Annotated in this window: 13 protein-coding genes; 6 read left to right on the top strand and 7 right to left on the bottom strand. The window is 70.4% G+C overall.

The window, feature by feature from the left end; genetic code table 11:
- A partial coding sequence (locus ABT171_RS31380) for a putative Ig domain-containing protein (RefSeq protein WP_351249753.1) occupies positions 1-1,584 on the top strand: 1,584 nt, incomplete at its 5' end.
- Positions 1,585-1,715: 131 nt separating this feature from the next.
- Positions 1,716-2,171 carry a hypothetical protein gene (locus tag ABT171_RS31375; RefSeq protein ID WP_351249751.1) on the top strand — a complete coding sequence of 152 codons (456 nt, stop codon included), beginning with the start codon at positions 1,716-1,718 and terminating at the stop codon, positions 2,169-2,171.
- Here ABT171_RS31375 and ABT171_RS31370 read toward each other — a convergent pair whose 3' ends face one another.
- Positions 2,172-2,630 (bottom strand): type II toxin-antitoxin system PemK/MazF family toxin, encoded by a 459-nt coding sequence (locus ABT171_RS31370; protein WP_351249749.1) that lies wholly within the window; start codon positions 2,628-2,630, stop codon positions 2,172-2,174. It abuts the gene before it with no gap.
- Positions 2,631-2,855: 225 nt separating this feature from the next.
- Here ABT171_RS31370 and ABT171_RS31365 point away from each other — a divergent pair, with 225 nt between their 5' ends.
- A complete protein-coding gene (locus ABT171_RS31365; protein WP_351249747.1) occupies positions 2,856-3,608 on the top strand; it encodes an MBL fold metallo-hydrolase in 753 nt (250 codons plus the stop codon).
- 70 nt (positions 3,609-3,678) lie between these two features.
- Here the strand turns inward: ABT171_RS31365 and ABT171_RS31360 are convergent, their stop codons facing one another.
- Positions 3,679-4,929, bottom strand: coding sequence for a PTS transporter subunit EIIC (locus ABT171_RS31360; RefSeq protein WP_351249745.1), 1,251 nt, complete (start codon positions 4,927-4,929; stop codon positions 3,679-3,681).
- Positions 4,930-5,061: 132 nt separating this feature from the next.
- Positions 5,062-6,381 (bottom strand): PTS transporter subunit EIIC, encoded by a 1,320-nt coding sequence (locus tag ABT171_RS31355; RefSeq protein ID WP_351249743.1) that lies wholly within the window; start codon positions 6,379-6,381, stop codon positions 5,062-5,064.
- 184 nt (positions 6,382-6,565) lie between these two features.
- Between ABT171_RS31355 and ABT171_RS31350 the strand changes: the two genes are divergently transcribed.
- The 3 genes from ABT171_RS31350 (at position 6,566) to ABT171_RS31340 (ending at position 8,115) form a co-directional block, all read left to right on the top strand.
- The gene (locus ABT171_RS31350) at positions 6,566-6,799 is read left to right on the top strand and encodes a PTS sugar transporter subunit IIB (RefSeq protein ID WP_351249741.1); all 234 of its coding nucleotides are present in this window, start codon (positions 6,566-6,568) and stop codon (positions 6,797-6,799) included.
- Between the two features lie 87 nt (positions 6,800-6,886).
- Positions 6,887-7,624, top strand: a complete 738-nt coding sequence (gene rph / locus ABT171_RS31345) for a ribonuclease PH (RefSeq protein ID WP_351249739.1) — start codon at positions 6,887-6,889, stop codon at positions 7,622-7,624.
- Positions 7,625-7,722: 98 nt separating this feature from the next.
- The gene (locus tag ABT171_RS31340) at positions 7,723-8,115 is read left to right on the top strand and encodes a hypothetical protein (RefSeq protein WP_351249737.1); all 393 of its coding nucleotides are present in this window, start codon (positions 7,723-7,725) and stop codon (positions 8,113-8,115) included.
- A gap of 33 nt (positions 8,116-8,148) precedes the next feature.
- On the opposite strand, the gene ABT171_RS31335 is transcribed toward ABT171_RS31340, so the two are convergent.
- Genes ABT171_RS31335 through ABT171_RS31320 form a run of 4 tightly spaced genes read right to left on the bottom strand, consistent with a single transcriptional unit; the run spans position 8,149 to position 11,435 of the window.
- Positions 8,149-8,847 carry a DUF1707 SHOCT-like domain-containing protein gene (locus ABT171_RS31335; protein ID WP_351249735.1) on the bottom strand — a complete coding sequence of 233 codons (699 nt, stop codon included), beginning with the start codon at positions 8,845-8,847 and terminating at the stop codon, positions 8,149-8,151.
- Between the two features lie 9 nt (positions 8,848-8,856).
- Positions 8,857-9,819 carry an ABC transporter ATP-binding protein gene (locus ABT171_RS31330; protein WP_351249733.1) on the bottom strand — a complete coding sequence of 321 codons (963 nt, stop codon included), beginning with the start codon at positions 9,817-9,819 and terminating at the stop codon, positions 8,857-8,859.
- Position 9,820: 1 nt separating this feature from the next.
- Complete coding sequence (locus ABT171_RS31325) at positions 9,821-10,597, bottom strand: ABC transporter permease (RefSeq protein ID WP_351249761.1); 777 nt, start codon at positions 10,595-10,597, stop codon at positions 9,821-9,823.
- A 37-nt stretch (positions 10,598-10,634) separates the two neighbouring features.
- The gene (locus ABT171_RS31320) at positions 10,635-11,435 is read right to left on the bottom strand and encodes an ABC transporter permease (protein WP_351249731.1); all 801 of its coding nucleotides are present in this window, start codon (positions 11,433-11,435) and stop codon (positions 10,635-10,637) included.
- Positions 11,436-11,918 lie beyond the last annotated feature (483 nt).

The raw sequence follows: 11,918 nt of genomic DNA, 5'->3' as shown, positions 1-11,918 counted from the left end.
TCCGCCTGCACCAAGGCCAACGGCTGCTTCAAGCAGGTCAGCCAGACCGGCTCCACCACCCAGCTGCCGACCAACGACACCGGCTGGGCCGGTGAGGAGGCGCTCGACCTCGACATGGTCAGCGCCGTCTGCCCGAACTGCAGCATCATCCTGGTCGAGGCCAACTCGGCGAACGACACCGACCTCGGCATCGCCGAGAACGAGGCCGTCTCCCTCGGCGCCAAGGTCGTCTCCAACAGCTGGGGCGGCTCCGAGTCCTCGTCCCAGACCACCGAGGACACCCAGTACTTCAAGCACCCGGGCGTCGCGATCACCGTCTCCTCCGGTGACTCCGCCTACGGCGCCGAGTACCCGGCGACCTCCCAGTACGTGACCGCCGTCGGCGGCACCGCGCTCACCACCGCCTCCAACTCCCGCGGCTGGAGCGAGTCGGTGTGGCACACCAACTCCACCGAGGGCACCGGCTCCGGCTGCTCCGCCTACGACCCGAAGCCGAGCTGGCAGACCGACTCCGGCTGCGCCAAGCGCATGGAGGCCGACGTCTCCGCGGTCGCCGACCCGGCCACCGGCGTGGCGGTCTACGACACCTACGGCGGCTCCGGCTGGGCGGTCTACGGCGGCACCAGCGCCGCCGCCCCGATCGTCGCCGGCGTCTACGCCCTCGCGGGCACCCCGGGCGCGAGCGACTACCCGGCGAAGTACCCGTACTCCCACACGTCCAACCTGTACGACGTGACCAGCGGCAGCAACGGCTCCTGCTCCACCTCGTACTTCTGCACCGCGGGCACCGGCTACGACGGCCCGACCGGCTGGGGCACCCCGAACGGCACCGCCGCCTTCACCTCGGGCAGCTCCAGCGGCAACACGGTGAGCGTCACCAACCCCGGCAGTCAGTCGACCACCACGGGCAGCTCGGTGAGCCTGCAGATCAAGGCGACCGACAGCGCGGGCGCGGCCCTCACCTACAGCGCCTCCGGCCTGCCGACCGGGCTGTCCATCAACAGCTCCACCGGCCTGATCTCCGGTACGGCGTCCACCGCGGGCACCTACCAGGTCACGGTCACCGCGAAGGACTCCACCGGAGCCTCCGGCTCCACCTCCTTCACCTGGACCGTCGGCTCCTCCGGCGGCGGCTGCACCTCGGCGCAGCTGCTCGGCAACCCGGGCTTCGAGTCGGGCAGCACCACCTGGACCACGTCCAGCGGGGTCGTCACCAACGACTCCGGTGAGGCGGCCCACGGCGGCTCGTACTACGCCTGGCTCGACGGCTACGGCTCCTCGCACACCGACACGCTGTCCCAGTCGGTGACGATCCCGGCCGGCTGCAAGGCCACGCTCACCTTCTACCTGCACATCGACACCGCCGAGACCGGCAGCACCGCGTACGACAAGCTGACGGTCACCGCCGGTTCGACCACCCTGGCGACGTACTCGAACCTCAACGCCGCCTCCGGGTACGCGCAGAAGACCTTCGACCTGTCCTCGCTGGCGGGCCAGACGGTCACCCTGAAGTTCAACGGCGTGGAGGACTCCTCGCAGCAGACCAGCTTCGTCGTGGACGACACCGCCCTGACGACCAGCTGACCCCCGCACCCGGACAGAGTGATCCCGCACGCGGAAACCTTCCGCGTGCGGGATCCTTTCGTCGTGCCGGCACGTCACATCTGCACCAGGCGGCCGACCCCGTGCGGCCACGGCAGAGAAAGGCGAACCCCATGCGCCGTACGACGACATCCCTCGCCCTCGCGGCGACAGCACTGCTCCTCGCCGGATGCGGTTCCCAGAGCGGCACGGACGGCGGAAGCGCCGGCAAGGCGTCACCGCCGGCGTCCTCCGCCCCGGGCACAGGCGGCTGCGCCCCCCTCGTCCAGCTCAAGGCCGCCGACAACGGCCGTACCGTCTGCGTGGCCAAGGGCGGCGAGGTCCGCCTGGCCCTCGACGGCACCAAGTCCCGCCCCTGGAAGCCGGTCATGGCCAGCGGCACCGCGCTGAAGGGCATCAACGCGGGCTTCGTCATCCTGCCGGGCCAGGCCTCGGCCGCGTACCAGGCGGTGGCCCGGGGAACCGAGAAACTGACGTCCTCCCGCCCGCTGTGCGCCCAGCCGACGGCGCCCGGCCAGGTCTCCTGCAAGGGCATCCAGGAGTGGACGGTCACCGTGAACGTGAAGTGACTAGCCCGCGAGGTGCCGTACCTGGTCCCACAGAACGGGGTCGACCACACCCACCCGGCGCCGGAAGTCGCCGACCGGCACCTCGCGGAGCTCGTCGGTCTCCAGGAAGCTGGGCCGCCCCCGGGCATCCCCGACCGCGCCCGGGGGCAGCGGAATCACCCCGGCGCGTTCGTCGTGGTACTTACTGGTGATCTTCGCGACCGTGGCCCGGTTCCCGCGCACGGCCAGGACCAGGCAGGGCCGGTCCTTGGCGTCGGTGCGGTCCTCGTAGGGGACGTCCGCCCACCAGATGTCGCCGGGGGCCGGCCGGGCGGACCGCGCCGGGCGCGCACCCGCGCGGCCGGGGGGCCTCAGACGCCGCCCGCCGGGCCGGCGACCGCCTCCCCAGCCGTCGACGAGCGTGGCGACCACGGCGAGCAGTACCACCGCCGCGAGCGCCAGCCACCAGGACGTGTCCATACGACGACGTTACCGGCGCGCGCCGAGTATCGCGCGCCCTCTGCGTATCCTTCTGCGCCCCGGGTCCAGCCGAACCGGTGACAGCACAGGTGAGTTCGCCCACAACGGCCCCTGGCAGAGGAGCGACCCGCGCTTTCGCGCCTTACGCTCGACGCACCGCACGACCCCCGTTTCCTGCCCTTTTGATCTTCGCTCGATCTTTCCGCCAACGGAGGTTTCTGCTTCATGAAGCTCACCGTCGTCGGCTGCTCGGGGTCGTTCCCGTCCGCGGAATCGGCTTGTTCGAGCTACCTCGTCGAGGCCGACGACTTCCGGCTGCTTCTCGACATGGGCAACGGCGCCCTGGGCGAGCTGCAGCGCCACTGCGGTCTCTACGACCTCGACGCGATCTTCCTGAGCCATCTGCACGCCGATCACTGCATCGACATGCTCGGCTATTTCGTCGCGCGCTACTACCGCCACGACGGCGGCCGCTGCGCCCCGATCCCGGTCTACGGCCCCGAGGGTACGGAACACCGCCTGACCACGGCCTACGCCGACACCCCCTCCGCCTCCTCCATGAGCGAGGTCTTCGACTTCCACACCGTGAAGCCGTCCACGTTCGAGATCGGCCCGTTCACGGTGCACACCGAGCGGGTGCGCCATCCCGTGGAGGCGTACGCCATCCGCATCGAGCACGGCGGACGGTCGCTGACGTACTCCGGCGACACGGGGGTCAGCGAGGCCCTGGACGAGCTGGCCCGGGACACCGACCTGTTCCTGTGCGAGGCGGCGTTCACGCACGGCAAGGAGAGCATCCCCGACCTGCACCTCAACGGCCGTGAGGCGGGCGAGTCGGCGGCCCGCGCGGGCGCCCGCCGCCTGGTCCTCACCCACATCCCGCCGTGGACCGACCCGCAGGTCAACCTCCGCGACGCCCGCGAGGTGTTCGGGGGACCGGTGGAACTGGCGGCGCCGAGGGTGACGTACGAGATCTAGTCCTCCCTGTGCGGAAGGGCCCCGGAACCGAACGGTTCCGGGGCCCTTCCGCACCGCCACGGGCCGGCCGTCAGGCCTTGGTGAGGTCCTCGACCTCCTCCTCGGGCTCGCGGCCGGGGGTGGGGAGGTTGAACCTGGTGATCGCGAAGCGGAAGACCACGTAGTAGACCACCGCGAAGACCAGACCGATGGGGATGATCATCCACGGCTTGGTCGCCAGACCCCAGTTGAGGACGTAGTCGATCGCGCCGGCCGAGAAGCTGAAGCCGTGGTGCACGCCCAGCGACCAGGTCACCGCCATCGACACCGCGGTGAGCACCGCGTGGATCGCGTAGAGCAGCGGGGCGATGAACATGAAGGCGAACTCGATCGGCTCGGTGATACCGGTGACGAACGAGGTCAGGGCGAGGGAGAGCATCATGCCGCCGACGGCCTTGCGGCGCTCGGGGCGGGCGCAGTGGGTGATCGCCAGGGCGGCCGCCGGGAGGGCGAACATCATGATCGGGAAGAAGCCCGTCATGAACTGACCGGCGGTCGGGTCCCCGTGGAAGAAGCGGGGCAGGTCACCGTGCCACAGGGCACCGGCGGAGTCCTTGTAGCTGCCGATCTCCTGCCAGGCGACCGTGTTGACGAACTGGTGCATGCCGACGGGCAGCAGACCGCGGTTGATGAGGCCGAACAGGCCCGCGCCGACCGCGCCGAGGCCGGTCATCCACTTGCCGAAGTCGGTGATGACGTTGCCGATGGGCTCCCAGACCAGACCGAAGAGCACGCCGATACCGGTGCCGATGAAGGCCATCAGGATGGGGACCAGCCGGCGGCCGTTGAAGAAGCCCAGCCAGTCCGGCAGCCTGGTGCGGTGGAAGCGCTGCCAGACGACGGCGGCGATGAGACCCATGACGATGCCGCCGAGCACCTTGGGGTCGTTGTACGTGGCGGGGATGTCCGCGCCCTTGGTTATCCTGGCCTCGGTGATCGGGAACGCGGTCAGCACGTTCTTGTACACCAGGAAGCCGACCAGCGCCGCCAGCGCCGTCGAGCCGTCGGCCTTCTTGGCGAAGCCGATGGCGATGCCCACGCAGAACAGCAGCGGCAGATTGCTGAAGACGGCGTCACCGGCGGTGGCGAACACGGCCGCGACCTTGTTCCAGCCGAGGCCGTCCTTACCGAACACGTCGTCCTGGCCGAGCCGCAGCAGGATGCCCGCCGCCGGCAGCACGGCGATCGGGAGCTGCAGGCTGCGGCCGACCTTCTGCAGGCCCTGGAACAGGCCGGATCCCCGCTTCTTCGCGGGGGCCGCCGTGGCGGTGGCGGTGCTCATGGTTGGTTTCCTCCATCGCTGGTGGTCTACACCACCCAGTGGTGTAGACCTGTTGTAGCACGATGGGGGCGGGACAAGGAACCACGAAATCCGCTACCGCCACGCTACGCGGCGTGCCGCTGTGGTAAGAGGTCACGCCCTGGTGGTGTCCTCGACCTCTTCCTCCGGCTCACGGCCCGGAGTCCTCAGGTCGAACCTGGTGATCGCGAACCGGAAGACGGCGTAGTACACGACCGCGAGACACAGCCCGATCGGGATGATCGCCCACGGTTTCGTCGCCAGGTTCCAGTTGATCACGTAGTCGATCAGTCCGGCCGAGAAGCTGAAGCCGTCATGCACCCCGAGCGCCCAGGTCACCGCCATCGACACACCCGTGAGCACGGCGTGGACGGCGTAGAGCAGGGGGGCGACGAACAGGAACGAGTACTCGATCGGCTCGGTGATGCCGGTCACGAACGACGTCAGCGCCACCGACAGCATCAGACCGCCGACCTCCTTGCGGCGGTGCGGCTTCGCGCAGTGGGTGATGGCCAGCGCCGCCGCCGGCAGCGCGAACATCATGATCGGGAAGAACCCCGAGGTGAACTGGCCCGCGTGCGGATCGCCCGCGAGGAACATGTTGATGTCGCCGTGCACCGGCTTGCCGCCCGGCGGCGTGTACGTGCCGAACTGGAACCAGACGGGCACGTTCAGGAACTGGTGCAGGCCGATGACGAGTAGGGCGCGGTTGGCGACCCCGAAGACGCCGGCGCCCCAGGCGCCCGCGTCCCGCAGCCAGTGGCCGAAGCTCTCCAGGCCGGCACCGATCGGCGGCCAGATCCACAGGCACAGCGCCGCGAAGCCGATGGCGACGAACGCCATGATGACCGGCACCAGCCGGCGGCCGTTGAAGAAGCCCAGCCAGTCCACCAGCCTGGTGCGATGGAAACGGGCCCAGAAGAAGGCCGTCAGCAGACCCATGACGATGCCGCCGAACACGCCGGGGTTCTGGAAGGTGAACGGCGTCACCGCGCCGACGCCCGCCCCCACGCTCACCTGGCAGCCGATGTCCGGCAGTGCCTTCGAGCCGCCCGGACACCGCTCGGGGAACTGGTGCAGGACGCTGTAGTAGACGAGGAATCCCACGACCGCGGCGAGCGCGGTGGAGCCGTCCGCCTTCCTCGCCATGCCGATCGCCACGCCGACGCAGAACAGCAGGGGCAGGCCGAGGGAGCCGTCGAGCAGCGCGCCGCCCGCGCCCTTCATCACCCTGGACACGTCCGTCCAGCCCAGGCCCTGGTCGCCGAACACGTCCGGCTGGCCCAGCCGGTTGAGGATGCCCGCGGCCGGCAGCACCGCGATCGGCAGCTGCAGGCTGCGGCCCATCTTCTGCAGGCCCTGGAACAGCCGGTTCCAGTGCTCCCGTGCGGGAGGGGCCGTGTCCTGCGGGCTGCCGGCGCTCTCCGCGCTCATGACGTCCTCCCGGCCACTCGACTCCGGCGCGGTTTGGCGACCGTCCCCCGTGTGGTGTAGACCAGTTCGCGGACGGTTCCGCTGTGGTGATCGCCATCATTCGGCACGTACGGCATGACCGCTCGCGAAGATGGGCCAACTGTGGGTTACTGCGACAAAGCGGTTCGGATCAGGGAGAGGGAACATGGCCAGCAAGGCTGAGAAGATCGTCGCCGCCCTCGGCGGCATCGACAACATCGAGGAGATCGAGGGCTGCATCACCCGGCTGCGCACCGAGGTGTCCGACGCCTCGCTGGTCGACGAGGCCGCCCTGAAGGCCGCCGGCGCCCACGGCGTCGTCAAGATGGGCACCGCCATCCAGGTCGTCATCGGCACCGACGCCGACCCGATCGCCGCGGAGATCGAAGACATGATGTGAGACCCCGTCTCCGGCCGGGGTCACCTGTAAGGGGCTCTTCCCGACGCGGGAGGAGCCCCTTTCGCAGGTGCGGATAGGCTCATCGGCATGTCTCGCATCGACGGCCGTACCCCCGAACAGCTTCGCCCGGTCACCATCGAACGCGGCTGGAGCAAGCACGCCGAGGGCTCCGTCCTCGTCTCCTTCGGCGACACCAAGGTGTTCTGCACCGCCTCCGTGACCGAGGGCGTCCCGCGCTGGCGCAAGGGCAGCGGCGAGGGCTGGGTCACCGCGGAGTACGCCATGCTGCCCCGCGCCACCAACACCCGCGGCGACCGCGAGTCCGTCAAGGGCAGGATCGGCGGCCGCACCCACGAGATCTCCCGGCTCATCGGCCGCTCCCTGCGCGCCGTCATCGACTACAAGGCGCTCGGCGAGAACACCATCGTCCTCGACTGCGACGTCCTCCAGGCCGACGGCGGCACCCGTACGGCGGCGATCACCGGCGCCTATGTGGCGCTCGCCGACGCCGTCGCCTGGGCCCAGGGCAAGAAGCTGATCAAGGCCGGCCGCCAGCCGCTCACCGGCACCGTGAGCGCGGTCTCCGTGGGCATCGTCGGCGGCGTCCCGCTGCTCGACCTCCGCTACGAGGAAGACGTGCGCGCCGAGACCGACATGAACGTCGTCTGCACCGGCGACGGCCGCTTCGTCGAGGTCCAGGGCACCGCCGAGGCCGAGCCGTTCGCCCGCGAGGAACTCAACGCCCTGCTCGACCTCGCCGTCACCGGCTGCGCCGAACTCGCCGCCCACCAGCGCGCGGCCCTCGAAGCCACGCTCGCAAAGTAAAGGGCGGCCCAACAAAAGGAGGGCGCGCGGGCAACCCGTGCGCCCTCCTCGGCGTCCTACCGGTACGGCACAGCCTTACCAGGGAGGGAACCACCACCATGGCCGTCAGCCGACGCCGTCTCACCGCCGTCGCCGCCGTCGCGCTCGCCGCGCTCACGACCGGCCTCACCACCGGCTGCGACGCTGTGAACAAGGCCCTGGACTGCGCCCAGACCGCCGACTCCATAGCCGACAGCGTCACCGGCCTGCAGCAGGCCGTGGAGAGCGCCGCCAACGACCCCGCCCAGGCCGACGCCTCGCTCGACTCCATCGAGAAGAACCTGGGGAAGATCGGCGACAAGACGGACAACGCCGACGTCAACAAGGCGGTCGACGACGTGAACAAGGCCGTGGACAACGTACGGACCGCCATCAAGAACGGCGACAAGTCACCGGACGTGGGGCCGGTCACGGACGCGGCCGGTGAACTGACCAAGGTGTGCACGAAGTAGGGGGCCCGGCCCCGTGCCCCCGCGGGGCGCGCCTCAGCCCAGCTCTCGCCGGGACTCCCGGCGCTCCAGCCTCTCCTGACGGCGCTGCTCCTTCAGCCGCTTCTGCTCCGCCCGCGTGACCTTGCGCGCCACGGCGACCCCGCCCCAGAAGGCGAACCCGCCGATGACCACGCGCGGAGCGCCGGGCTCGGGCGGGCCGTCGTCCCTGGGGTGGTCGAAGCCGCCCATGACGCCGATGCCGCGGACGACGACCTCGACCCCCGGTGGCACGATGACCTGGACGCCGCCCATGATCGCCACGCAGTTGATCTGGACCTCGCGGTCCGCGAAGTCCGCCTCCCGCAGGTCGATCTCGCCGCCGCCCCAGAACGCGAAGCAGTTGAACAGCTTCGGCACCGTCCAGCGGCCCTTGCGCTGGAACCCCGACATGATGGCGACCGCGCCCGTCGAGGACCCCTCGCCCCCGACGATCCGCGGCGCCCAACTCGCGCTCGCCGCAGGTTCCTTGACGAAGGAGACGGGAGCGGGGGACGCCACCGCGCCGGCCGTCGGCAGATCCCGGGTGAGCGGCGCCAGCTCGCCGTAGGTACGGGCCTTGTACGCCGCCTCCAGCCGCTCCTCGAACTCCGCCATGTCGAGCCGGCCCTCGGCCAGGGCGTCCCGCAGGACCTCGGCGACCCGGTCACGGTCGTTGTCGGACGCCCGGAGGTCCCCACTTGCGTCGTCGGTCATGACAGAAGCCTACGAGACCGCCTTCTCCGCGTACATCTTCGCGATGACCGCCTCGATGTCCGGCTCCCGCACCGACAGGTCCACCAGCGGATACTCCGCCGCGAGATGCGCGACGAGCGGCGCCGCCGACCGCCCCGCCGGGAACGCCAGCCACTGCCGCGGCCCCTCCACCCGCACCACCCGCGCCGACGGCACCCGCACCGGCGGCAGCTCCCGCTCCAGGTCCACCACCAGCGTCCGTTCGCTCTCCCCGGCCTCGTGCAGCCCCGCGAGCGGGCCGTCGTACATCATCCGCCCGTGGTCGATCACCATCACCCGCGAGCACAACTGCTCGATGTCCTGCAGGTCGTGCGTGGTCAGCAGCACGGTCGTCCCGCGCTCGGCGTTCAACTCCCGCAGGAAGCCCCGCACCTTGGCCTTGGACACCACATCCAGGCCGATCGTCGGCTCGTCCAGGTAGAGCACCTCGGGATCGTGCAGCAGCGCCGCCGCGATGTCCCCGCGCATCCGCTGCCCGAGCGACAGCTGCCGCACGGGCACGTCCAACAGGGAACCCAGGTCCAGGAGTTCCACCAGCCGGTCCAGGTTCTCCCGGTAACGGGCGTCCGGGATCCGGTACATCCGGTGCGCCAGCCGGTAGGAGTCGATCAGCGGCAGGTCCCACCACAGGGTCGTACGCTGCCCGAACACCACCCCGATCCGGTGCGCCAGCAGCCTGCGCTCCCTCGACGGGTCGATGCCCGCCACCCGCAGCCGTCCCGCGCTCGGCGTCAGGATGCCGGTCAGCATCTTGATCGTCGTCGACTTCCCGGCGCCGTTCGGCCCGATGTACCCGACCATCTCCCCGCGCGCCACGGTGAACGAGATCGAGTCGACCGCCCGCACCTCGCGCCGCTCCCGTTTCAGGAACCCGGTCTTCCTGCGCACCTCGAAGACCTTCTCGACCCTCTCGACGGCGATGAAGTCGCTCACGCTAGCTCCCTGTGCTCCGGTACGAACGAAGTCCCGCCCGCCAGGCCAGCCCCGCCAGCGCACAGCACCCCACCGCCACCAGCGGCGGTGCGAACGCCGTCCACCGCGGCAGCCCCAGCGGATACGGCCGCCCCAGCACATAGGTCGCGGGCAGCCAGTTGACGAAGGCCAGCGGCAGCACGAACGTCACCCCGCGCACCAGCTCCTTCGCGAACACCGTCGGCGGATACTGCAGCAGCGTCGTACCGCCGTAGGTGAAGGCGTTCTGCACCTCGGAGGCGTCCTGCGCCAGGAACTGGAAGGCCGCCCCCGCCACGAACACCGCGCAGAAGATCCCGCAGCCGCTCACCACCATCACCGGCATCAGCAGCAGCTTCAGCGGCGTCCAGGCGACGTCGAGCCGGAGCAGCGCCCAGGTGAGCACCAGCAGCCCCTGCACCACCCGGCCCAGCCTGCGCAGGGCGAACTGGTCCGCCGCCACCTGCGCCAGCACCGGCGCCGGGCGCACCAGCAGCGTGTCCAGCGTGCCGTCGCGCACCCGCCGCCCCAGCCGCTCCATCGACCCGATCACCAGATCGGCCAGCCCGAAGGCCGTACCGGACAGGCCGTACAGGAACGCCACCTCGGGCAGCGACCAGCCGCCGAGGGTGTCCACCCGCGAGAACATCAGCATGATCGCGACGAAGTCGAAGAAGGTCGCCGAGAAGTTGCCGAACGTGGTCATCGCGAAGGAGGCGCGGTAGGCCATGGTGGACCTGATCCACATCCCGGCGATCATCAGATAGGCCCGCAGCCCTTCCCGGAGCCGGCCCGTCTCACCCACCCTGCACCACCACCCGCCGCGTCGCCGCCGACTGCACCAGCCGCCCGGCACCCAGCAGCACCACCGCCCACGCCCCCTGGAACACATACGTGCCCAGCGGGTCCCCGTGCCCCAGCAGGATCTGCGCCGGCGCCTGGAGCAGCGAGGACCACGGCAGGGCCCGTACGACCTCGCCGAGCGTCCCCGGGAAGATGTTCAGCGGCAGCAGCATGCCCGAGCAGAAGAAACCGACAAGCCAGGACATCTGCGTCACTCCCTGGCCGTCCAGCAGCCAGAACGCGCTGAGCGCCACCAGATAGCGGATCCCGAACCCGACGAGCATCGCCAGCAGCACGGCGACCAGGAAGGCGGCCCAGGTGCCCACGTCCGTCGGCAGATACACGGGGAAGCACAGGGCACCGAAGGCGAAGGGCACGAGCCCCCGCCCCAGCAGCTGGAAGAACGCCCGGCCCAGATCCGTGGCCAGCCACCACAGCTGCAGGTCGGCGGGCCGGTAGAGGTCGATCGCCACGTCCCCCGTACGGATGCGTTCCATCAACTCGTTCTCGACGCCGCCGCCCCCGAGCGCGAGCGCCGCGAGAAACGCCTGCCCCAGCCAGACATAGGTCACGACCTGCGTCTCATCCCAGCCGCCCAGGTGCGGCCGCTCGTCCCACAGGGCGCGATAGGTATAGACAAGGATCAGCCCGAAGACGGTGTTGGTGAAGACCCCTGCCGCAGTGGCGGCCCGATACGTCGCGTACCGTCTGAATCCCCCCGCCGCGACGGCCACGTACAACCGTCCCGCGTCCACGCCAGTCCACCTCCTGGGACCGCTCGACACCGAAGCGCAGGAGCCTAGTCCAGGGGTCCGGCTGCCGGCCACGCAATATTCGTGCCCGAAGCGTGCCGGGAACCGGGAACGGAACGCCAGGTGCGAGAGTCTTCCAACTGGGGGCGCAGAAGCGTACGAGGCGTACGGGAACGTACGACGCGAAACAGGAGTCCGTGCACGAGATGAGCGACGAGCCGCAGCCGCAGCAGCCGAACGAAGGCGTGCCGCCGAAAAAGCCGCTGCCGGCTGAAGGGCCCGGCGACCCCGGTGGCCGCGACACGCCGGCCACCGGCACGGTCAGGGGGACCGGCAGGCCGACACCGCCCGCCGAGCGGGCAGAGACCGGGGAGACGCCGGCAGAGGGGGCCGAGCAGCCGGGTAGGGCCCGGCGGCCCGGGCTCGGCCGAACGGGTGACGGCGCGACGCCGGCCCCGGACGGCCCGGCTCCGGCGGACCCCTCGG

Source organism: Streptomyces sp. NPDC001851 (assembly GCF_040297165.1).
In the GTDB taxonomy this organism is placed as follows: Bacteria; Actinomycetota; Actinomycetes; order Streptomycetales; family Streptomycetaceae; genus Streptomyces.
Note: the sequence above shows the minus strand (reverse complement) of the source record. Positions and strands in the feature narration are given on the sequence as shown.

Bases quoted from the DNA above. Each gene is read 5' to 3' on its own strand.
- ABT171_RS31375 (WP_351249751.1), top strand. From the start codon at position 1,716: ATGCGCCGTACGACGACATCCCTCGCCCTCGCGGCGACAGCACTGCTC.
- ABT171_RS31370 (WP_351249749.1), bottom strand. From the start codon at position 2,630: ATGGACACGTCCTGGTGGCTGGCGCTCGCGGCGGTGGTACTGCTCGCC.
- ABT171_RS31365 (WP_351249747.1), top strand. From the start codon at position 2,856: ATGAAGCTCACCGTCGTCGGCTGCTCGGGGTCGTTCCCGTCCGCGGAA.
- ABT171_RS31360 (WP_351249745.1), bottom strand. From the start codon at position 4,929: ATGAGCACCGCCACCGCCACGGCGGCCCCCGCGAAGAAGCGGGGATCC.
- ABT171_RS31355 (WP_351249743.1), bottom strand. From the start codon at position 6,381: ATGAGCGCGGAGAGCGCCGGCAGCCCGCAGGACACGGCCCCTCCCGCA.
- ABT171_RS31350 (WP_351249741.1), top strand. From the start codon at position 6,566: ATGGCCAGCAAGGCTGAGAAGATCGTCGCCGCCCTCGGCGGCATCGAC.
- rph (WP_351249739.1), top strand. From the start codon at position 6,887: ATGTCTCGCATCGACGGCCGTACCCCCGAACAGCTTCGCCCGGTCACC.
- ABT171_RS31340 (WP_351249737.1), top strand. From the start codon at position 7,723: ATGGCCGTCAGCCGACGCCGTCTCACCGCCGTCGCCGCCGTCGCGCTC.
- ABT171_RS31335 (WP_351249735.1), bottom strand. From the start codon at position 8,847: ATGACCGACGACGCAAGTGGGGACCTCCGGGCGTCCGACAACGACCGT.
- ABT171_RS31325 (WP_351249761.1), bottom strand. From the start codon at position 10,597: ATGATCGCCGGGATGTGGATCAGGTCCACCATGGCCTACCGCGCCTCC.